Source organism: Pseudomonas sp. 02C 26, assembly GCF_002843585.1.
In the GTDB taxonomy this organism is placed as follows: Bacteria; Pseudomonadota; Gammaproteobacteria; order Pseudomonadales; family Pseudomonadaceae; genus Aquipseudomonas; species Aquipseudomonas shirazensis.
The window spans coordinates 4464163-4486834 of record NZ_CP025262.1; the positions used below are offsets into that span (position 1 = coordinate 4464163).

Below are 22672 nucleotides of genomic sequence, written 5' to 3' on the forward strand. Positions count from 1 at the left end.
AAACCCCGTAGCCGACAACGCCATGACTGCCTATAATGCGGCCCCTATGGCTAAGCAAAAGAAACATCCGACCGGGACCATCGCGCAGAACAAGAAAGCGCGTCACGATTACTTCATCGAACACAAGTTCGAGGCCGGGCTGGTCCTGTCCGGTTGGGAAGTAAAAAGCCTGCGGGCCGGTAAGGCACACCTGACTGACAGCTACGTGCTGCTCAAGGACGGTGAAGCCTGGTTGTTCGGTTGCCACATTGCGCCGCTGACTGCCGCCAGCACCCACGTCATCGCCGACCCGATCCGCACCCGTAAACTGCTGCTGAACAAGCGCGAGCTTGAGCGCGTGCACGCTGCCGTGGCGCAGAAGGGCTACACCTGTGTGGCCTTGTCGCTGTACTGGAGCAAGCACCTGATCAAGTGCGAAATCGCCCTGGGCAAGGGCAAGAAGGAATTCGACAAGCGCGACACCGAGCGCGAACGCGATTCCAACCGCGAGATGCAGCGGGCTGTGCGCAACAAAGGCAAGGAAGACTGATTCCTCGTTGATTTGTGGTGGCTGCTTTGGGGCTGCTTTGCAGCCCTTCGCGGGCAAGCCCGCTCCCACAGGGCACTAAGCTGCACTCAGATACCTGTGGGAGCGGGCTTGCCCGCGAAGGGCCGCAAAGCGGCCCCAGCCATCTCAAGCCAAACCCCATCACCGCCCACTGCGCCGCTCCGCCCGCGCCACCCGATGCGCCTCCTCCTGCGCCTCTTCGAGCACCTCCTGCACATACAGGATATGCCGACTCGACACCTCCCGCGCCTCCTCAGCCCTACCCTCAACAATCGCCTGATACAGCTCGCGATGCTGCCCAATCAACATATCCCGCGTCTCGCTACGCTGCTGATACATCCCGCCAATGTTGGTCACCACATTGCGCTTGAGCAAATCAAACAAGCCACGAATGGTGTGCAGCAACACCGCGTTATGGCTCGCCTCGGCAATCGCCAGATGGAACCGCGCATCCGCCGCGCCCTCCTCCGCCCGGCTCACCTCGGCCTTGCGTGAATAACAATCCTGCAGCTCATCAAACGCCGCCTTGAGCCGCTCACGGTCAGGTTCGGTCGCCCGCTGCGCCGCATAAAACGCACACGACGCCTCCAGCGTATGGCGAAACTCGAGCAAGTCCCGCTGCGCCTCCGGGCTGTGTTCAAGCAGCTGCAGCAGCGGGTCACTGAAGGTTGCCCCCAGCGACGCCGCCACATAATTGCCGCCACCCTGGCGACTCACCAGCAGCCCCTTGGCCACCAGCTTCTGGATCGCCTCGCGCAGCGATGGCCGCGACACGCCGAACTGCTCGGCCAGGGCGCGCTCGGCCGGCAGGCGCTCACCCGAGGTCAAAGTACCTTCAAGGATCATTCCTTCCAGGCGCTCGACAATGTCGTCGGACAGGCGCCGTTGGCGAACCTGATCAAAAACCATCACTTACTCTCCACAAACCCTCGCACACACAGCGAGGCCTACTATTTTGGCCTATCCAGGCTGCGCTCACACGTATCAGTTGCGTAATAAAAGCTGGGTATTCGTATGCCGCGCTGGCTTTGATCCTGGCGAGCATTGCCGGGGGCGCTTTGCGCCCCTTTCGCGACACAAGGCCGCTCCTACAGTTGACCGCGCTGTCTTGGCGTTGCGCGGTCGGCGTAGGAGCGGCCTTGTGTCGCGAAAGGGCTGCAAAGCAGCCCCAGCACCCTCAAGACAAACGCAACGCCCAAAAACACCCCAACCCCAAGCCGTTCATCGACATTCCACCAAAGTACAAGCCGAGACAAATTGACACAGGCCCAGCTGCGCTTTTAACCTAGCATCCGCACATTGTAAATTGGTCTTACCAATTACCCAGTGCCAGTGCTGACCAACAACAATTAGGGGCCAACCCATCATGCAAACCTGGCAACAAATCTATAGCCCATTGGGCAGTCTTGGCCTGTCCGCGCTGGCGGCAGTGATCCCGATCGTATTCTTCTTCCTCGCCCTGGCCGTATTCCGCCTCAAAGGCCACGTGGCCGGCAGCATCACCCTCGGCCTGTCGATCCTGGTCGCCATCTTTGCCTTCAACATGCCGGTCGACATGGCCCTGGCAGCTGCCGGCTATGGCTTCCTCTACGGCCTGTGGCCAATCGCCTGGATCATCGTTGCCGCGGTGTTCCTGTACAAACTGACGGTCAAGAGCGGCCAGTTCGAAGTGATCCGCAGCTCGGTGCTGTCGATCACCGACGACCAACGCCTGCAAGTGCTGCTGATCGGCTTCTGCTTCGGCGCCTTCCTTGAAGGTGCCGCCGGCTTCGGCGCACCGGTGGCGATCACCGCTGCCCTCTTGGTCGGCCTGGGCTTCAACCCCCTCTACGCCGCCGGCCTGTGCCTGATCGCCAACACCGCGCCAGTCGCCTTCGGCGCGCTCGGCATCCCGATCATCGTCGCCGGCCAGGTGACCGGCATCGACGCCTTCCACATCGGCGCCATGACCGGCCGCCAACTGCCGCTGCTGTCGCTGTTCGTGCCGTTCTGGCTGGTGTTCATGATGGACGGCCTGCGCGGCGTCAAAGAAACCTGGCCTGCCGCCCTGGTCGCCGGCCTGAGCTTCGCCGTGACCCAGTACTTCACCTCCAACTACATTGGCCCAGAACTGCCCGACATCACCTCGGCGCTGGCCAGCCTGATCTCGCTGACCCTGTTCCTCAAAGTCTGGCAGCCAAAACGCTCGATGGCCGTGGCCCAGGGCAGCGTCGGCGCCGCCGTGGTGCAGTCCAGCGGCAGCCAGCCAACCCCGTACAGTTTCGGTGAAATCTTCAAGGCGTGGTCGCCGTTCCTGATCCTCACTGTGCTGGTAACGATCTGGACCCTGAAGCCATTCAAGGCCGCGTTCGCCCCCGGCGGCGCGATGTACAACTTCGTCTTCAACTTCGCCATCCCGCACCTCGACCAGCTGGTAATCAAGACCGCGCCGATCGTTGCAGCCCCCACCGCCATGCCAGCGGTGTTCAAGCTCGACCCGGTCTCCGCCACCGGCACCGCGATCTTCCTCTCGGCACTGATCTCGATGTGGGTCCTGAAGATCAACTTCAAAACTGGTATTACCACTTTCAAAGAAGTGCTGTGGGAGCTGCGCTGGCCAATCCTGTCGATTGGCATGGTGCTGGCGTTCGCCTTCGTCACCAACTACTCCGGCATGTCCTCGACCATGGCCCTGGTCCTGGCCGGCACTGGCGCGGCGTTCCCGTTCTTCTCGCCGTTCCTCGGTTGGCTGGGCGTGTTCCTGACCGGCTCGGACACCTCGTCCAACGCCCTGTTCAGCTCGCTGCAAGCCACCACCGCACACCAGATCGGCGTCAGCGACACCCTGCTGGTGGCGGCCAACACCAGCGGCGGCGTGACCGGCAAGATGATCTCGCCACAATCGATTGCCGTGGCCTGCGCCGCGACCGGCCTGGTTGGCAAGGAATCGGACCTGTTCCGCTTCACCGTCAAGCACAGCCTGTTCTTCGCCACCATCGTCGGCGTGATCACCCTGGTGCAAGCCTACTGGCTCACCGGCATGCTGGTTCACCACTAAAGTGACAGGGGCCGGGCGCACTCGACTGCGCCCGGCAGCCACCCCTCACCACCTTTGCAGCGAGCATCCATGATCATTTCTGCCTCCACCGATTACCGCGTCGCGGCCCAGCGCAAGCTGCCACCGTTCCTGTTCCACTACGCCGACGGTGGCGCCTACGCCGAATACACCCTGCGCCGCAACGTCGACGACCTGGCCAGCATCGCCCTGCGCCAACGCGTGCTCAACAACATGTCCGAACTCAACCTGCAGACGCAGCTGTTCGGCGAAACCCTGAGCATGCCGGTCGCCCTCGCCCCGGTCGGCCTGACCGGCATGTACGCCCGCCGCGGCGAAGTGCAGGCCGCCCGCGCCGCCGCCGCGCACGGCATCCCCTTCACCATGTCGACCGTGTCGGTGTGCCCGATCGAAGAAGTCGCCCCGGCGATCGACCGGCCGATGTGGTTCCAGCTGTATGTGTTGAAAGACCGCGGCTTCATGCGTAACGCCCTTGAGCGCGCCAAGGCCGCCGGCGTTAAAACCCTGATCTTCACCGTCGACATGCCCGTCCCCGGCGCGCGCTACCGCGATGCCCACTCCGGCATGAGCGGCGCCAACGGCCCGATGCGCCGCGTGCTGCAAGCCATGACTCACCCACAGTGGGCCTGGGACGTCGGCGTGATGGGCCGCCCGCACGACCTGGGCAACATCTCCACCTACCGCGGCAACCCCACCGGCCTGGCCGACTATATAGGCTGGCTGGGCAACAACTTCGACCCGTCGATCTCGTGGAAGGACCTCGAGTGGATCCGCGAATTCTGGGACGGCCCGATGATCATCAAAGGCATCCTCGACCCGGACGACGCCCGTGATGCGGTCAAGTTCGGCGCCGACGGCATCGTCGTCTCCAACCACGGCGGCCGCCAGCTCGACGGCGTGCTCTCCAGCGCCCGCGCGCTGCCGGCGATTGCCGATGCGGTCAAAGGCGACATCAAGATCCTCGCCGACTCCGGCATCCGCAGCGGCCTCGACGTGGTGCGCATGATCGCCCTCGGCGCCGACAGCGTGCTGATCGGCCGCGCCTTCCTCTGGGCGCTGGCCACCCACGGCGAAGCCGGGGTGAAAAACCTGCTGGCCCTGTTCGAAAAAGAAATGCGCGTGGCCATGGTGCTGACCGGCGCCAAGTCGATCAGCGAAATCAGCCGCGACTCGCTGGTCCGCGAACTGGGCGCCTGACGCGCCCTACCCCACACCGCCTGATTGCCCGGGGCACGTTGCGCCACAGATGCGACGGCCCCGCGAGGAGATTGCATGAGCCTGCCTGCCGCGTTCCTCAGAGATGCCGAGCGCCTGATCCCCGCCAACCGCCGCTTCAGCGACCCGACCTCGACCCTGGCCTTTGGCACCGACGCCAGCTTTTACCGGCTGATCCCCCAGCTGGTAGTGCGCGTCGAATCGGAAGACGAAGTGGTCGGCCTGCTGCAACTGGCCCAGCGCGAACGCGTGCCGGTGACCTTCCGCGCCGCCGGCACCAGCCTGTCTGGCCAGGCTCTCAGCGACTCGGTGTTGATCGTGCTCGGCGACAGCTGGAACGGCAAGGAAATCCGCCGCCACGGCGAGCAGATCCGCCTGCAACCCGGCGTCATCGGCGCCCAAGCCAACGCCTGGCTAGCCCCGTTCGGGCGCAAGATCGGCCCCGACCCGGCCTCGATCAACGCCTGCAAGATCGGCGGCATCGTCGCCAACAACGCCAGCGGCATGTGCTGCGGCACCGCGCAAAACACCTACCACACCCTCGCCGGCCTGCGCCTGGTGCTGGCCGACGGCACCCGCCTCGACAGTGAAGACCCGGCCAGCGTCGCCGCCTTTGAGCAAAGCCACGCTACATTGCTAGCCGAGCTGGCCCGACTCGGCCAGGAGACCCGCGCCAATACTGAACTGGCTGCGCGAATCCGCCACAAGTACCGCCTGAAAAACACCACCGGCCTGTCGCTCAATGCCCTGATCGACTACGACCAGCCGCTCGACATTCTCCAACACCTGCTGGTCGGCTCCGAAGGCACCCTCGGCTTTATCAGCGCCGTGACCTACGACACCGTGCTCGACCACCCGCACAAAGCCTCGGCGCTGATCGTCTTCCCCACCGTAGAAAGCTGCTGCAAGGCCGTGACCGTGCTCAAGAGCCAGCCGGTGTCCGCCGTCGAACTGCTCGACCGCCGCAGCCTGCGCTCGGTCCAAGATAAACCCGGCATGCCGGTGTGGGTCCGCGCCCTGTCGGACAACGCCTGCGCCCTGCTGATCGAATCCCGCGCCGCCAGCCAGACGCTGCTGCACGAGCAACTCGGGCTGATCATGGCGTCGATTGCCGAGTTCCCGCTGGAGCAGAAGGTCGACTTCAGCGAAGACCCGACCGTGTACAACCTGCTGTGGAAAATCCGCAAAGACACCTTCCCCGCCGTCGGCGCCGTGCGTCAGACCGGTACTACAGTAATCATCGAAGACGTCACCTTCCCCGTCGAAGTCCTGGCCGAAGGCGTTAACCGCCTGATCCAGCTGTTCGACAAACACGGCTACGCCGAGGCGATCATTTTCGGCCACGCCCTGGAAGGCAACCTGCACTTCGTCTTCACCCAAGGCTTCAACAACGCCGCCGAAGTCGCCCGCTACCAGGCCTTCATGGACGACGTCGCGCAACTGGTCGCCGTCGAATTCGGCGGCTCGCTCAAGGCCGAGCACGGCACCGGCCGCAACATGGCGCCCTTCGTCGAGCTGGAATGGGGCAAAGACGCCTACCAACTGATGTGGCAACTCAAGCGCCTGCTCGACCCCAACGGCATCCTCAATCCCGACGTGGTGCTCAGCGAAGATCCGGACATCCACCTGAAAAACCTCAAACCGCTGCCCGCCGCCGATGAAATCGTCGACAAGTGCATCGAGTGCGGTTTCTGCGAACCGGTGTGCCCGTCCAAAGGCCTGACCCTCAGCCCCCGCCAGCGCATCGTCATGTGGCGCGACATCCAGGCGAAAAAGCGCGCCGGCGAAGACGTGCGCGAGCTGCTGCGCGACTTCCAGTACCAGGGCATCGACACCTGCGCCGCCACCGGCCTGTGCGCCCAGCGCTGCCCGGTCGGCATCAACACCGGCGAGCTGGTGAAAAAGCTGCGTGGCCAAGCCGCCGACCACGGCAAAACCGCCGACTGGCTGGCCGACCACTTCCAGGCCGCCCTGCGCGGCGCCCGCTTCACCCTCGCCGCCGCCAACGGCGCCCGCAAACTGCTCGGTGCCCCCCGCCTCGCACGTCTCAGCGCCTCATTAAGTAAAGCCAGCAACGGCCGCCTGCCGCAGTGGACCAGCGCCATGCCGCAGCCGCTGCGCGCCATCGACTTCGGCCCGGCCAGCAACGACGCCCGCCCCCGCGTGGTGTACCTCGCTGCCTGCGTGTCGCGGGTGATGGGCCCGGCCTACGCCGACCGCGAACAAAGCTCGCTGCTGGACAAAACCCAACGCCTGCTGGAAAAAGCCGGTTACCAGGTGGTATTCCCGGAAAACGCCGACAGCCTCTGCTGCGGCCAGCCATTTGCGTCAAAAGGTTACGCCGAGCAGGCCGAACACAAACGCCAGGAGCTGATCAACGCCCTGCTGTTGGCCACCCGCGGCGGCCTCGATCCGGTGTACTGCGACACCAGCCCGTGCACCTTGCGCCTGGTGCAGGACCTGGGCGAAACGCGGCTCGACCTGTACGACCCGGTGCGCTTCATTCGCACCTTCCTGGTCGACCGGCTGGAGTTCACTCCGCAGGAAGAGCCGGTGGCCGTGCACGTCACCTGCAGCACCCAGCACCTCGGTGAAAGCCAGGCGCTGATTGACCTGGCGCGGCGTTGCAGCAAGGAGGTGGTGATCCCCGAGGGGATTCATTGCTGTGGGTTTGCCGGCGACAAGGGCTTTACCACGCCGGAGCTGAACAGCCATGCGCTGCGCAGTTTGAAGGATGCGGTGCAGTACTGCAGCGAGGGGATTTCGACCAGCCGCACGTGTGAAATCGGGCTGTCGAGCAACAGCGGGATCGACTATCACGGGTTGGTTTATCTGGTGGATCGGGTGACTCGGGCGCGGGTGATCTGAATTTAGGTTTGGCGGTGTCTGGTTGCGGGTTTTCCGTAGGACATTTCCGAACCTGAAACCAAATGCTTCTAAACCGGGGCTCTTGGGAATTATCCTACGAGCGCTAACGCCGTTTCGCTGTTGTTGATCTTGGCCATCAGGGCTAATTTCCTCCGGTCGTCTTTTAGGCGATTTGGGTGTGAGAGCCCTGTGTCCGGAATCCCGCAGCGCTGCTATGGCAGCTGTGCGTGGGCAGGCTTCTGCCTGGCCGGTATGATCCTGGGCCCGGTCTCTCACCCCGCGTACGGCTGCCACCCTTGTCCTGTGAGAGGGATGCTGGAGGTAGCTCCTGTAAATGCCCGGGAGTTACATCATGAAAAAGTTAGTCCCCGATCCACCCCGCTTCAGAATGCTCAACAATCCATTCTTCTCGCTTCATACCGACCTTCCAACGCCTGACGCCCTCGCCCACTCCAGCGAATTGTTACGCGGTGTGATCGAAACCATCGACGAGCACTGCCGCCATCACGCCGGCGAGCCCGGCCTGAACATGCTCAGCAACGCCGCCCACGCCGCCGAAACCGCCCGCGCCCTGGTCGAACACGTGATGCGCCGAGCGACCGCAGAAGCAGGAGCGCCGCAATGACCCACGACCTCGACAGCTGGACCACCGTCGGCACCGAAACCTGCCACGACCTCTACCGCATCAAGCCCGGCGTTCACGTCGAGCGAGCCTTCCAGGAGCTGTCCGCGCTGTTGAGCATGGTCCGCCACCTCACCCAGCAAGCCGACAGAAACGACGACCCCGTCGCCCTCGAAGCCGCCCGCTACCTGAGCGCTCTAGCTCGGGCACTCGGCACCGACATAGAAAGTGGCAAAGCCCTACGCGACGCGATCCAATAACGACAGCCATGTCAGCAGGCCAGCATTTGCATTGAACCCTCGCGGAAACCGCGCAGTCCATCTTTACAGGCCCGCCTTCCAGAGGCCTTCCAGAAGGAGACACCCATGAAAGGTACTGCGCTTTCCGCTCTCTTCGCGGCTGCCACACTGCTGGCCTCGCCAGCGTTTGCTGCCGACGACCTCTGCGCGATCAACCTGCAGAAAATCGACGACAGCATGGCCACAGCCGGCGCCACCTCCGAAGGCCTCGACAAAACCCTGACCGAGCACGTCGACAAAGCCAAGGCCGCCCAGGCCAGCGGCGACACCAAAGAATGCATCACCATCACCAGCAAAGTGCTCCAGCGCCTTGAAAAAACCGACAAAGGCAGCGGCACCGCTGGCGGCAGCGGGACCTAAGCAACACGCGGCAAACGGACGACGGCACCCGCAGTCGACGTCGTCCGCATAAAGGCGTATACTCCGCCTTGCGTGCTGAAAAGCACGCTCAGCTCTAGAGCTGAGTTGGGGCCGATTAGGATTCGACGCCGGTCGCGAAACTCTAGGTGCATGCCGAGTTGGTAACAGAACTCGTAAATCCACTGTTGCAACTTTCTATAGTTGCCAATGACGAAAACTACGAGGGTTACGCTCTCGCTGCGTAAGCAGCTGAGCCCGCTCTCCTGGTAGCTTCGGCTCCAGCAATCACTAGGGGATGCCTGTAAACCCGAAGTGATTGTCATACAGAACAGGATCGTCGTGTAGCACGTTGGGGGCAAAGCGACTAAAACTTACCCAACTCGTCCAAAGCACCCTGCCACTCGGGCGGCTGCGGATTAACTTAGTTGAGATGGCTACGCATGTAGTACCGACAGCGGAGTACTGGCGGACGGGGGTTCAAATCCCCCCGGCTCCACCAAATGATCAATCAAAGACGTCCACGGACGTCTTTTTTTGTGCCTGAAAGCCAGTAAATACAAGGCTTCCAGCGCTTTTGCGGTCTTTCAAGAGTTTTTGAGTTCCAGCCATTCGGGTATTCCAGGCGGTATTCCAGCTCACCCAGTGCTAATCTTTGGAATACCGAATCAGTGCTTGAGGACAATCTCATGCCTGCTCAAAACCTCCGCCTCTCCGATCGACAGCTCAAGGGAGTCAAACCGGCGTCCAAGGATTACGTCCTTACTGACGGTGACGGTTTGCAGCTCCGAGTACGCAGCAACGGCTCATTGCTGTGGAATTTCAACTACCGCGAACCGGTGACCAAAAAGCGCATCAACATCGGCTTCGGGACCTACCCCGAACTGTCACTGGCGAATGCACGAAAGATGGCAGTCGATGCCCGCGAGCTGCTCGCCCAGGGCATCGATCCGAAGGTGCAGCGCAATACGCTGAATGAAGCCAAGCGCGCAGAAACGGAACACACCTTCGAGAACGTGGCCACCGCCTGGTTCGAGCTCAAGAAAGACTCGGTCACCCCTGCCTACGCCGAGGACATCTGGCGGTCGCTCACGCTGCACGTGTTCCCCGATTTGAAGACGACACCACTCACCAAAATCACCGCGCCGATGGTGATCGCATTGCTTCGCCCAATCGAAGCGAAAGGCAGCCTGGAGACGGTCAAGCGTCTTAGCCAGCGGCTAAACGAGATCATGACCTACGGCGTAAACTCCGGCCTGATCTTCGCCAACCCGCTCACCGGCATCAGGGCAGTATTCAAGAAGCCCAAAAAAGAGAACATGGCTGCGCTTCCGCCCGAAGAACTCCCCGAGCTCATGCTGGAGATCGCGAACGCCAGCATCAAACGCACCACCCGCCGCCTGATCGAATGGCAGTTGCACACGATGACTCGCCCCGCCGAGGCGGCGACTACTCGCTGGGCAGACATCGAATTTGAAAGGCATGTCTGGACAATCCCAGCAGAGCGGATGAAGAAGCGCCGCCCACACACCATTCCGCTGAGTGATCACGCTGTCGCACTGTTGGAGTCACTGAAGACGCACAGCGGCCATCGCGAATACGTCTTCCCGGCCGATAGAAATCCACGCACCCACGCCAATAGCCAGACCGCCAACATGGCGTTGAAACGTATGGGCTTCCAGGATCGGTTGGTCAGCCACGGCATGCGCTCGATGGCGAGCACCATCTTGAATGAACATGGCTGGGACCCGGAGCTCATTGAAGTCGCACTGGCGCACGTCGATAAGGACGAGGTACGCAGCGCCTACAACCGAGCCGACTACATCGAGCGCCGACGCCCGATGATGGCTTGGTGGAGTGAGTACATCCAGAAAGCCGCCACCGGCAGCCTTCTCGCCTCAGCATACGGGCAAGTCAGAGACAAGAACGTGGTGCCGATCCGCTAGCGCTATATAGGCGCAATAACAGCAGCGACAACAACTGAGCGTTCAAGATTCAGGGAAAGCAGCCTCGTTTATCCGCTTGTCAGCGCGGGTCCATCCAAACAGGGCTGCAAAGCCGCCCTGTTTGGATGGACCTCACTTTGAAGAGCTAAAAGCCACGACGTTGTCCGGGATTTACCATGGAATTCCACCAATGGATAAACGCTTTTCACCGTCCCCAAGAGCACTGAGTTTCGACCCTTGACCGGGTTTATCCACAGGCGTAGAACTGGCCGTGCAAGCGCTGTCGATGACAGCACCCCAGGCGGCCCGAACCTTAAAGGCCACGCCGCTCTCGCGGTGGTTCTCCCCAAGGGCGATTAGCATTCGGCAGCTCGCCCGGTCACTACCCATGTGATGGATGCTCTTACACATATAGCGCTCGTGCGCCAGATACTCCATACCTCGCTGCCCTGCAGCAACCTATCCACTTGGCCGAATATTGCGCCAACCTGTGCCCGTCTCTTTCTTCTGGAAAGAGACGGACACTTCTACCACTGCTGCAGCCCCCATCGCACAGGGCTTTGCTGCATTCACCCTCGTGACAATCGGCGTGACAAACGCCGATGTCACCAGCAACAACCATGTAGATGATGGTGCCGCAGACCAGGGAAAGGACTGCACCTGACTGACAGTCAGGCATGCCCCGGTCATCGCATTGCTGCGTTCACCCGGCTCAGGATCTTCAGGCGCTGGTTTAGTCAGCCAGCACTGCCTCCACCCGCCCACCGGCAACGGTGTTAAGGAGGCCAGATCATGAGATGCCCTAGCTCCCGGACGTAAGGAGCCGCCAGTCCCGCGTAGAGGACATTCCCCACAGGTCGCAGGGGCCTTGATCCCTGATAACACTCAGCATTCTTGGCGGGATGACGTGGGGCGAGGGTCGGAGAACGGAAGATGAGGTGACCGACATGGCATTGGTGGGCAGACGCGATGGCCGCAATTGCGGCTACGGCAGGCAATTGAGCTACGCAGGTCCGCAAGCGCTGAAAGACATGTTCGGCGGTGGCCACTACGGCACGGTCAAGGCGCACAGTGATCGATGGTTGGCATTCGTGAGGTGGTGCCGCTCCGAACAGGGGCCTGGCATCAATGATGCGCGGCAGATTGATCGGAAGGTGCTGGTCGGCTATGCAGCGTATCTGCGTGACCTGGTTAGCCGCGGCGAGCTCGCCGTCAGCACCGCACAAAACCGCCTGTCCAGCGTTAACAGGACCATGGCGGCGCTTCGCGGTGATCAGTGCGTGAAATTGCCAAGTCCGAGCAAGGCGTTGGGCATGCAGCGCACCGGGGTTCGTCACTCGGTGCCGCAGGGACAAGATCGCGAACAGGTTAAACAGATCGTCGATGCGCTTTGCCGGCATCATCAGCTACGAGCCGCTGCGATTCTTCTGTTGGCGCGAGCCACCGGCATGCGCTTGCGTGAGGCCATATTGGCTGACCTGCCACGGCTAATCCGTGAAGCTAACGATCTAGGTAGGATTAATATACAGGATGGCACCAAGGGTGGCCGCACCGGTGCCTCGACACCGCGGTGGATCGCGGTGGATGACCATGTTGGAGGTGCACTTACGTTTGCACGACAGGTGTCGCCTGCAGGTAGCCGCAACCTAATAGCGCCACACGAAAGCTATCTGAATGTTCTGCAAGAAATCATTCGCCCTGCGCGGGACATCCTCCATGGGCACAACCTCAAAGGCTTCCATGAGCTACGAGCGGCGTACGCATGTGAGCGCTACGAGCAGATAACCCAATACCCCGCGCCTATCAACAGCGGCCAATGTTGCCAGGTAGATCGGAACCTTGATCGTGAGGCCCGGTGGCAAATCAGCTATGAACTGGGACACGGTCGGATCGACGTGATCGCCGCGTACATTGGAGGGCGATCATGAGTAAACCTTTCGATATGGAACTGTTCTTGACGGGCATTCTGACCGGGTCGCAGGCAACGCGGAAACGGCATTTGCGCCAGGCAACGATCATGCAGGCTGGAATCGCGAAGCGCTGGCAACGAGAAACACCTTGGGCTTGGCAGAGAAAGCACGTGGCTTGGTTTCTGGAGCATCGCTTAGATCAGCACAGTGAAGCGACGCGGTATTACTTTTTGCTGAGCGCGCGTCTGCTCGCTCGCCGCTTGAAAAAAACATGGGAGTTCAATCTTTAGCGTGGATAGAGCTTTTGCGAGCCCTAAACGTCAAGCAATCGACCCATTACACTCAGCCATGGAAGAAAGAACCGGCAAAGCAGGCGGTTGCTTTAGCTCAATACCCATCTGCACACGTACCACTTCATCCTTGGTAAATTGATGCCGCTTTCAATGACGGATCCAAACATACAAGCTCTGGTTGCAGACCTCCAAGAACGAATGGGTTGGCCAGTGGGTAAAATGACCATCCTTAGCTCACGAATGCATCCAAGATGCTTTCAGTTACGCGTAAAGGGCGCACGAACGGAGTGGGCTACCCTAAGCGGTTAGTTTAGGGTGATTTTCTGCACAGCAGGCCTAATCAGCAGCGTTCTTTTTCAATAGGTACGTGGAAATTTTCCAGAGTCATGTTTTACTACAGGTCTCGTCTGATCCGCCTCAGGTAGTAGGCACCCAGATGAGAGAATCGCCACCTCGTCTCACGCAGGTCGCACAAGGTCGCGAAATTTCAGGACTCAGCGCGAATGAGTAAACCAAATACAACGAACGGCAACGAAAAAGCCAAAACTATACGTACTCCGAAATTACGATTTCCTGAGTTTAGGAATTCGAAGGGGTGGAAAAAGACAGAGCTCAGGATGATTGCCGACCCTGTTTTAGACAAAGCTAGTTCTGGCGAGAAGAATAACACCCTGAGTCTCTCTTCTGATAACAGCATAGTGCTTCAAAGTGAAATACTGGAAGGCAATGAGGCAAATAAATACTCCGAACGCTATATTAAAGTTATTCGCGATGACTTTATTTACATCGACAGAAACACAAGACTGCCTTTCTCAGGCACTATAAAAAGATTATCCAATCACTCTGTCGGATTAGTCCCTTCAGCTTACAAGTGCTTCCGCTTTCATGCAAATGAACACCCAAACTTTTGGGAGGGGTATTTTGAATCAGGCGCGCACAAAACTCAACTTACTAGACTTGCAAGCAGAGGTGCTGGGGAGGGGCAACTTAAAATTCCAGCCAATAAATTTTTCGCCTTAAACATATGGCGCCCGTGCGAATCGGAACAGAAAAAAATCGCGGACTGCCTGAAGTCATTGGAAAGCCTAATTTCGGCTCAATCTCAGAAAATAAAGGTGCTCAGAGTCCATAAGATCGGTCTGACCCTGCAGCTATTTCCACGCAAAGGTGAATCCAAGCCTCGGTTACGCTTTCCAAAATTCCAGAATACCGGCGAATGGAAAAAACTCCCATTCATCAGTGTAATGAAGGTAATTTCAGGAAAAGAGTTCAAGCCATCTGAGTACTCATCCGAGGGAATTAGATTAATACAATCCAAAAATATTGGATATAGCTCATTAAGTTGGAGCGATGATTCCTTTCACCTTCCTATGACCTACGCAGACAAGCATCCTGAATTACTACTACACGCTAATGACATTGCCTTTGCGCTCTATCGACCAATACGTGATGAAGAAATAAAGATCACCAAAATTAGCAAAAGTTATGAGAAATCTATTCTCAGCCACCATCTAGCCAAGTTGGAAATCATAACCGATTTACTTTATGCAAATTTTGCATTTCATTTTTGTCGACATTTCTTATCAGATTACGCACAAAGCAACTCTATCGGCCTCGGACAGACTAGGATATCGCTAAGGGAATTGAATAAACAGAGCATTACACTCCCATCGTTGCCCGAACAAATATGCATTGCAGGCTGCCTAGACTCACTCGACAATTTAATCATTTCGAACACACAAAAGCTTGAATCTATGAAAAAACATAAGGCGGCGCTTTTACAAAAGCTTTTCCCGTGGTCGGATGAGGCAAATTAATGAATAAACCGTTAGCACAATCAAACTTCAGATCTCTGAAATCGCTGGCCAGAAAGTTGCGCAAGGATTTGACAGGAGTTCGAGGAAGAAAAAAAGCAGGCGCACGAAAAGCACCCGCACCAATAAAAGGAAACGACTTTGTTCTGCTTTTTGCTCACAACGGCGTAGGCAAGACTCGTTTATCCATGGAATTTAAAGATCTTGGAAAAAAAGAGGACAAGAGAGACACCCTATACTTCAACGCTTTCACTGAAGACCTTTTTGACTGGGATAACGATTTCGACGAGGATAGAGAAAGAAGAATAAAATTCAAATCCCACTCTCAGTTCTTTAATGGGCTTGATGGCATTGGCATTGAAAGTCGAATTCGCCCCCACTTACACCGCCATACTGACTTTGATTTCACAATAAACTACGACGATGCAGAGATTAGCTTTTTTCGAGAAGAAATCATCGCAGGCAAAATCGAGACCCTTGAAGATATAAAAATATCACGTGGGGAAGAAAATATTTTTATTTGGTGTTTTTTTCTCGCCATACTTGAACTGGCCAGCTTAGCCGAACCAGGAGACCCATATTATTGGGTGAAATTTGTTTACATTGACGATCCTATTTCATCCCTTGACGAACACAACACAATTGCTGTTGCCTCCGGACTTTGCGCCCTTTTAAAAGAAGCCAGAAGCAATATAAAAATTATAATATCCACACACCACGGACTATTCTTTAATGTTCTTTTCAATGAACTTAAAGGGAAAAATGAGAAATCCTCTCGAAATGAGGATATCAGGAAAAAATCTTATATCCTGAACCGTCCCAATAAGTCCCAAAGCTACACGCTCCAAGACACAGGAGAGTCTCCATTCCTGAATCATGTAGCATCATTGCTAGAATTGCAGGCTGCAGCAAAGTCAGGCAACATTTCGCAGCACCATTTCAACTCTCTTCGAAGCATCTTAGAGAAAACGGCTATATTTTTCGGCCGACAGCATATATCTACTTGCTTTGATGGCAACCCAAATAAAAATTTATATGTCCGCTTCTTAAATATCCGCAGCCATTCAAAGTACTCCGTCTTTGAACCCGAGGCTCTGAGTCGCTCTGAGAAAAGAATGTTCCGAGATATTCTTAGCACATATATTAATCTCCACCCGTTCAACACAGCACTATTCCCGAAGTCACTAGCAACAGGCCCTGCAACATGATCGTCTCGAATGTCTACCAAATCCCTTTTTTTGTTCTGAGTCTCACTATAGCCAAGCACTCAAAATCACACCTTTCGCTCCCCTTTCATCGAGAAACCCTGATACCCTACCTACCAGGAGGTGAAAAATGACAGAATCAAATAAAACAATGCTTGGCAAGAGCCTCTGGAGCATTGCCGACCAACTTCGCGGACTAATGAACGCAGACGACTTCCGAGATTACATACTTTCACTCTTTCTCCTGCGTTACTTGTCAGACAATTATGAAAATGCAGCGAAGATAGAGCTTGGCGAGGATCACCCAAAAGTCGAAGATAAAGACTTTTGCGCACCACTTACGCTTTGGTACGCCAACAACCCGGAAGGTATTACCGAATTCGAAAACCACATGCGCAAGAAAATCCATTATGTGTTGCACCCGCAATACATATGGAGCAACATTGCGAACATGGCTCGAACTCAAAAAATCGAACTTCTCAGCACACTGCAAGGTGCCTTCCAATGCATTGAGCTTGAATCTTTTGAGCACACATTCCAAGGCCTATTTACAGCAATCAACCTCGACTCTGAAAAACTAGGCCGCACTTACGCTGAACGTAATAATAAACTATCTATCCTCATTCAGAAAATTTCTGAAGCACTAGCTGAGTTCTCCACTGACATCGATACATTTGGTGATGTGTATGAGTACTTGATAGGGCAGTTTGCCGCAGCTTCAGGTAAGAAAGCTGGTGAGTTCTATACACCACAGCATATTTCCGACATCCTTTCTTCCATTGTTACACTCGACAGCCAGGACCCCAAAAGAGGGTCAATACAGAGCTTGGGAAGTGTGATGGACTTTGCCTGCGGCTCTGGCTCGTTGCTGCTTAATATACGAAAACACGTCAAATCACGTCATACCGGAATTATATACGGACAAGAAAAGACCCTTACCACCTATAATTTAGCGCGCATGAACATGCTAATACATGGACTACATGACACTGAGTTTCAAATTCACCATGGCGATACATTGGCGAATGACTGGGCCATACTGCGGGAGATGAACCCCGGAAAGAAACCAGCTTTTGATATCGTAGTTGCTAATCCGCCCTTGAGCCTCAGGTGGGAGCCAACCGATTCCCTAAACGAAGATATACGCTTCAAAAACTATGAAGTCCCCCCTAAATCTTCCGCAGATCTTGCTTTTCTGCTGCATGGACTTCATTATCTAAAAAATGAAGGTGTGATGGCAATCGTTCAGCCCCATGGCGTCCTCTTCCGCAGCGGTGCCGAGGAGCGTATTCGGACTAAACTGCTGAAAGATGGCCACATTGATACGGTAATTGGGCTACCCTCAAACCTCCTTTATTCTTCAGGCATCCCAGTTTGCATTTTGATCCTTAAGAAATCTACTCGCCCGGATGATGTACTTATTATCGATGCCACTGAAAGCTTCGTTAAAGGCAAGCGACAGAATCAGCTATCCCACGAGCAAATAACCAAAATTATTGACACTTATAGGTTCCGTAGGGAAGAGTCCCGCTATGCCCGCAGAGTTACGATGGAGGAAATCAAGGAGAATGGCTATAACCTTAACATTTCTCGTTATATAAGCACGGCCAGTATCGAAGCCGAGGTTGACTTACAAAGCGTAAGTTGCGAACTAGCAACCCTGGAAAAAACCATTAAATCGGCCAGAGACAAACATAATGCTTTCCTTAAAGACCTAGGACTTCCGCCATTAGCTTGAATTTAAAAATAGCAGGCTATAAGTCCCGTCGAGCTGCCTCTCTTCAAGCAAGTGGCCCAAGACCTCAACCTTGCAAAAAAGGGCGTAGCAATTCGCTACGGTAATTGAGGCGTGCAGTTTTATGAATAACTAATCGTAATATTTTACCGAGGATGCCTGCGGCAGGCATTTCCAATGCGTGGTGCACACCACGCATAAAGCTCTCTGGCGGAGGCCGGAAGGCTGTCAGGTTCTAACTCCATCCAGCTAATGACCTACGCAATATTACTTAGCCCAGATTCTAGCTCGCGTAAGTAGGTAAAGTCGATCAAAGACAAGATTCGTAGCCCAACGCGACCTGATGTCTAACGGATCAGCCACGGCCGAGCCCTCGGCTACAACCAGATACGCTGGGTGCGGTGAAGTGCTTCCTCGATGATTAGACTGTGCCATTCGACAACAACCAGGTTGAGAACCAGGGACGGCCATGGGCACTGGGACGCTCCAACTAATCCTTTGCCAGACCGTTATGCCGCGGTAAACGGTCGACAGCAATCAAGAGCTTGATTTTGTAGGCAGGGAAGAATGAACACTATAAGTATGCCAGTTTAAAGGCTGTACTGACCCTGCCGACGCAGCGGGCCAAGGTGATCGTGAATTGCTACCGCATGAGCGGGTGCCGATGTGACTCGCGCAGGAGAGTTGGGCGGACGCTTACGATCAGCCATTGCACGCAATCGCAGATAGTTGATCGCAAAATCGCTCCTCTCGGCTCAAGCCCCTCCAACACCTTGTCACGAACGTCGTCTCCACTGTCGCCTGCCGGACTGCCCCCGCTTGCATCTCCGCTGCCAAAAACGCGGCTGCATTGGTTAAGATGCGCTCCCTAGCTTGTGCATGGGTGCGGTACAGCCGCCCTAGCAGCGCTGCCATTCAGCGCTTTGATTCGGAGTATCTACAGTTGAACCACGCGGTCCACAACAAACTGGTTTCATTTATCTGGTCGATCGCCGACGACTGCCTGCGCGATGTGTATGTGCGCGGAAAATACCGTGACGTCATCCTACCCATGGTTGTGCTGCGCCGGCTCGATGCCCTGCTAGAGGCCAGCAAGGCCAAGGTGATGGAAGAGCTGGCCTTTCAGCAACGTGAAATGAGCCAGACCGAACTGGACGACAGCGCCCTGCGTGCCGCTTCCGGTTATGTGTTCTACAACACCAGCAAGTGGACGCTAAGCCAACTGCAGAAGACCGCCACCAACAATCAGCAAATCCTCCTGAGCACCGTTGAGGAATACCTCGACGGCTTTAGCGACAACGTTAAAGACATCATCCGGCGCTTCAATCTCAAGTCGCAGATGCGCCATATGGCCAGCAAAGACGTGCTGCTTGACGTACTGGAAAAATTCACCTCGCCCACCATCAACCTCACCCCGCACGACAGCGAAGACCCACAAGGCAACCGCCTGCCAGCCCTGAGTAACCTGGGCATGGGCTATGTGTTTGAAGAGCTTATCCGCAAGTTCAACGAGGAGAACAACGAGGAAGCCGGCGAGCACTTCACCCCGCGCGAAGTGATCGAGCTGATGACCCATCTGGTCTTCGACCCGATCAAGGACCGCCTGCCCACCGTGATGACCATCTACGACCCGGCCTGCGGCAGTGGCGGCATGCTTACCGAGTCGCAGAATTTTATCGAAGAAAAATACCCTGACTCGACCATCCAGCGTGACATTCACCTCTACGGCAAAGAGATCAACGACGAGACCTATGCCATTTGCAAGTCGGACATGATGATCAAGGGCAACAATCCTGCCCACATCCGCCCCGGCTCCACCCTTTCGGTGGACGAATTCGCCGGCAGCCGCTTCGACTTTATGCTGTCCAACCCTCCATACGGTAAAAGTTGGGCCAGCGAGCAGAAATTCATAAAAGACGGCGGCGACGTGATCGACCCGCGCTTCAAGGTCAGCCTCGCAGACTATTGGGGAAACACCGAGCTGCAGGAGGCCATCCCCCGCTCCAGCGACGGCCAGTTGCTGTTTCTAATGGAAATGGTCAACAAAATGAAAGCTCCCGGCGACAGCGGCCTCGGCTCACGCATCGCCTCGGTGCATAACGGCTCCAGCCTTTTTACCGGCGACGCCGGCGGTGGCGAGAGCAATATCCGCCGCCACCTGATCGAAAACGATCTGCTCGATGCCATCATCCAGTTGCCCAACAACCTGTTTTACAACACCGGCATCACCACCTATATCTGGCTGCTCTCCAGCAACAAGGCGGCGCAGCGCCGAGGCAAAGTGCAACTGATCGACGCCAGCTTGCTTTACCGCAAACTGCGCAAAAACCTCGGCAACAAAAACTGTGAGTTTGCCCCCGAGCATATCGAGCGGATCACCAAAACCTACCTCGACCTGGCCAGCCTCGACCGCCCGGCCGGCGGTGATGGCATTGCCGCGCAAGTGTTTGATAACCGCGACTTCGGCTACCACAAAGTCAGCATCGAACGGCCAGACCGGCGCAAGGCGCAGTTCAGCGCTGAGCGCATCGAAGCCCTGCGTTTCGACAAGGCCCTACGCGAGCCCATGCAGTGGATACACCGAGAGTGGGGCGAGGCGGTGTATCAGGACGCTACCTTGGCCACCCATGAAAAAGCCATCCTCGCCTGGTGTGAAGACCAAGGCCTTGAGCTCAATACCAAGCAGCGTAAAAAGCTGCTGAACTTGGAGACCTGGGCCAAGCAGTCGCTGCTGGTCACAGTGGCCAACTACCTGATGCAGGCCATCGGCAGTGAGGAATATGACGACTTCAACCTGTTTACTAAACGGATGGACAAGGCGCTTAAACAACTTAGCAAAGAGGCTGGCATCAAGCTCGGTGCCAGCGAGCGCAATCAGGTGCTCAATGCAGTGAGCTGGTACGACGAAAGCGCCGACAAGGTTATCCGTAAAGTGGAGAAATTCGATCGCGCCCAGTTGGCCGCACTGCTGCAGCGGCTGGACTGCAGCGAGGCCGAGCTGTCCGATTTCGGTTATTACCCCAATGGCAAGGCCGGCGAGTTCATCACCTACGAATCCAACAGCGACCTGCGCGACAGCGAAAGCATCCCGCTGGCTGATTCTATCCATCGCTTCTTCAAAGCAGAAGTGCAGCCCCATGTTGCAGAAGCCTGGATCAATCTGGAGTCGGTAAAGATCGGCTACGAAATCAGTTTTAATAAATACTTCTACAAGCATCAGCCGCTGCGCAGTATGGAAGAGGTGGCACGGGAAATTGTAGCGCTGGAGCAGCGGGCGGAGGGGTTGATTGCGGAAATTCTTGGTATTAGCTTGAAAGAAATATCGGGTGCAACCAATGTTTGAAGCGCAAACCCTCGCTCAGGATAAATACACTAACTATAAACACTCTAGCATTGAGTGGCTATATGATATTCCTCACCACTGGAAGGTAGTGCGATTTAAATTTTTATCCTCCATAACAACTGGAAGTAAAAACACGGAGGATAAAGTAGATACTGGAATCTACCCTTTTTATGTGCGCTCGCAAACCCCCGAACTGATTAACTCCTATTCATTTGATGGCGAGGCAATTCTGACTGCGGGTGACGGCGCGGGTGTTGGAAAGGTCTATCATTATGTTAATGGAAAATTTGATTTTCACCAGCGAGTCTACAAGTTCAGCAATTTTAAGCATACCGCTGGAAGATTTTTATTTAGGTACCTGCAATCAAATTTCTTTAAAGTGGCAACTTTGGGAGAGGCCAAGTCTACCGTTGACAGTCTCAGACTGCCTTTAATCCAAGACTTTCCAGTCTGTTTCCCCGAGGATGAAGCCGAGCAAGCTAGAATTATCGAGTTTGTGGATCTGAAGTCAGAGCAAATAGAGCAAACGATCCGACTTAAGGAACGTCAGATTGAATTGCTTAAAGAGCGCAAGCAGATACTGATCCACCGTGCGGTGACCCATGGTCTTAATCCGCACGCCCCCATTCGGGATTCCAGTATCGAATGGATTGGCGAAATTCCGGCGCATTGGAGTATTCTGGCTAATCGCGCGTTGTTCCGTGAGCGGGTCGAGCCCGGACGAGAGAACTTGCCTTTGTTGTCGATTTCCATCCATTCCGGCGTATCCGAAGAAGAAATCTCCGAAGAAGAGAACGTTCGTGGTCGTGTAAAGATTGAAGATAAATCCAAGTACATCTGTGTGCACCGAGGCGATATTGCCTTCAATATGATGCGCGCCTGGCAAGGGGCGATTGGTGCGGTAAGTGTGGATGGAATGGTCAGCCCCGCGTATACAATTGCAGTGCCCAGTCCTAGCCTTGATGCCCGGTACTTCGAGTACCAGTATCGCACTGCCGGTTTTATCCAGCAGATGGACCGTTACTCCAAGGGCATTACAGATTTTCGCAAACGGCTCTACTGGGATGGTTTCAAGCAATTGATAAGCCTTGTTCCTCCGATTGAGGAACAGCGTGCCATCGTCGAGTTTATCGAGCAGGCCATGCTCAAGCAGAACGCTACCGTCACGCTGCTGGAACAACAAATCACCAAGCTCATAGAATACAAAGCCACTTTGATCAACAGCGCCGTCACCGGCAAGATCAAGGTGCCGGGCGTGGTGGAGCCGGATACCCAAGATAGGGAGTTGGCTTGATGGGTGCCCAGCAGCTCCTGCAGCGTTTGCTCGAGGCCGGCGGTGAAAGCGAGGTGTTGGATTTTAAGGATGTCAAGAACGGCTATGACTCACCAAACTCGGTAAAAACTTATAAGTCCTGAGCAACGAGGTCCAGCCCATAAGATCAAAAATCTGCTGCTCGCCTTGA

Annotated in this window: 17 protein-coding genes, 1 other RNA gene and 1 pseudogene; 18 read left to right on the plus strand and 1 reads right to left on the minus strand. The window is 56.1% G+C overall.

Annotation, left to right across the window (positions count from 1 at the left end; genetic code table 11):
- Positions 1 to 46 precede the first annotated feature (46 nt).
- Positions 47 to 529: an SsrA-binding protein SmpB gene (gene smpB / locus CXQ80_RS20345; protein ID WP_101322174.1), complete on the plus strand. Its 483-nt coding sequence runs from the start codon at positions 47 to 49 to the stop codon at positions 527 to 529.
- A gap of 159 nt (positions 530 to 688) precedes the next feature.
- Here smpB and CXQ80_RS20350 read toward each other — a convergent pair whose 3' ends face one another.
- Complete coding sequence (locus CXQ80_RS20350) at positions 689 to 1456, minus strand: FCD domain-containing protein (protein ID WP_101322175.1); 768 nt, start codon at positions 1454 to 1456, stop codon at positions 689 to 691.
- Positions 1457 to 1913: 457 nt separating this feature from the next.
- On the opposite strand from CXQ80_RS20350, the gene CXQ80_RS20355 reads away from it, so the two are divergent.
- The 17 genes and pseudogenes from CXQ80_RS20355 to CXQ80_RS25070 all read left to right on the plus strand — a co-directional run bounded on the left by CXQ80_RS20355 (position 1914) and on the right by CXQ80_RS25070 (position 22625).
- The gene (locus CXQ80_RS20355; protein ID WP_101322176.1) at positions 1914 to 3584 is read left to right on the plus strand and encodes a lactate permease LctP family transporter; all 1671 of its coding nucleotides are present in this window, start codon (positions 1914 to 1916) and stop codon (positions 3582 to 3584) included.
- Between the two features lie 69 nt (positions 3585 to 3653).
- Positions 3654 to 4799: an FMN-dependent L-lactate dehydrogenase LldD gene (gene lldD / locus CXQ80_RS20360; protein WP_101322177.1), complete on the plus strand. Its 1146-nt coding sequence runs from the start codon at positions 3654 to 3656 to the stop codon at positions 4797 to 4799.
- Between the two features lie 75 nt (positions 4800 to 4874).
- Positions 4875 to 7685 carry an FAD-binding and (Fe-S)-binding domain-containing protein gene (locus CXQ80_RS20365; RefSeq protein ID WP_101322178.1) on the plus strand — a complete coding sequence of 937 codons (2811 nt, stop codon included), beginning with the start codon at positions 4875 to 4877 and terminating at the stop codon, positions 7683 to 7685.
- A gap of 352 nt (positions 7686 to 8037) precedes the next feature.
- Positions 8038 to 8310 (plus strand): hypothetical protein, encoded by a 273-nt coding sequence (locus CXQ80_RS20370; protein WP_101322179.1) that lies wholly within the window; start codon positions 8038 to 8040, stop codon positions 8308 to 8310.
- Positions 8307 to 8567, plus strand: coding sequence for a DUF3077 domain-containing protein (locus CXQ80_RS20375; protein ID WP_101322180.1), 261 nt, complete (start codon positions 8307 to 8309; stop codon positions 8565 to 8567). Before CXQ80_RS20370 ends, CXQ80_RS20375 begins: the two co-directional genes overlap by 4 nt.
- 105 nt (positions 8568 to 8672) lie before the next feature.
- Positions 8673 to 8966 carry a hypothetical protein gene (locus CXQ80_RS20380; protein ID WP_101322181.1) on the plus strand — a complete coding sequence of 98 codons (294 nt, stop codon included), beginning with the start codon at positions 8673 to 8675 and terminating at the stop codon, positions 8964 to 8966.
- A gap of 107 nt (positions 8967 to 9073) precedes the next feature.
- Positions 9074 to 9465, plus strand: a transfer-messenger RNA (tmRNA) gene (gene ssrA, locus CXQ80_RS20385).
- Positions 9466 to 9652: 187 nt separating this feature from the next.
- Positions 9653 to 10909: an integrase domain-containing protein gene (locus tag CXQ80_RS20390; protein WP_101322182.1), complete on the plus strand. Its 1257-nt coding sequence runs from the start codon at positions 9653 to 9655 to the stop codon at positions 10907 to 10909.
- A 947-nt stretch (positions 10910 to 11856) separates the two neighbouring features.
- Positions 11857 to 12837 (plus strand): integrase domain-containing protein, encoded by a 981-nt coding sequence (locus tag CXQ80_RS20405; RefSeq protein ID WP_101323114.1) that lies wholly within the window; start codon positions 11857 to 11859, stop codon positions 12835 to 12837.
- A complete protein-coding gene (locus CXQ80_RS20410) occupies positions 12834 to 13109 on the plus strand; it encodes a hypothetical protein (protein WP_101322184.1) in 276 nt (91 codons plus the stop codon). The genes CXQ80_RS20405 and CXQ80_RS20410 overlap by 4 nt, the downstream gene beginning before the upstream one ends.
- A gap of 506 nt (positions 13110 to 13615) precedes the next feature.
- On the plus strand, positions 13616 to 14929 hold the full coding sequence (locus tag CXQ80_RS20415) for a restriction endonuclease subunit S (RefSeq protein ID WP_101322185.1): 1314 nt from the start codon (positions 13616 to 13618) through the stop codon (positions 14927 to 14929).
- On the plus strand, positions 14929 to 16134 hold the full coding sequence (locus tag CXQ80_RS20420) for an AAA family ATPase (RefSeq protein WP_101322186.1): 1206 nt from the start codon (positions 14929 to 14931) through the stop codon (positions 16132 to 16134). Before CXQ80_RS20415 ends, CXQ80_RS20420 begins: the two co-directional genes overlap by 1 nt.
- A 127-nt stretch (positions 16135 to 16261) precedes the next feature.
- Positions 16262 to 17869, plus strand: a complete 1608-nt coding sequence (locus CXQ80_RS20425) for a type I restriction-modification system subunit M (protein WP_101322187.1) — start codon at positions 16262 to 16264, stop codon at positions 17867 to 17869.
- 322 nt (positions 17870 to 18191) lie between these two features.
- Positions 18192 to 18536, plus strand: a pseudogene (locus tag CXQ80_RS25065) (transposase); the annotation flags it as partial.
- Positions 18537 to 18809: 273 nt separating this feature from the next.
- Entirely contained in the window at positions 18810 to 21209 is a 2400-nt protein-coding gene (locus CXQ80_RS20430; protein WP_101322188.1) for a class I SAM-dependent DNA methyltransferase, read from the plus strand.
- Positions 21202 to 22503 (plus strand): restriction endonuclease subunit S, encoded by a 1302-nt coding sequence (locus CXQ80_RS20435; RefSeq protein ID WP_101322189.1) that lies wholly within the window; start codon positions 21202 to 21204, stop codon positions 22501 to 22503. Before CXQ80_RS20430 ends, CXQ80_RS20435 begins: the two co-directional genes overlap by 8 nt.
- Positions 22503 to 22625: a hypothetical protein gene (locus CXQ80_RS25070; protein WP_256585600.1), complete on the plus strand. Its 123-nt coding sequence runs from the start codon at positions 22503 to 22505 to the stop codon at positions 22623 to 22625. Before CXQ80_RS20435 ends, CXQ80_RS25070 begins: the two co-directional genes overlap by 1 nt.
- The last annotated feature ends 47 nt before the right edge of the window (positions 22626 to 22672 follow it).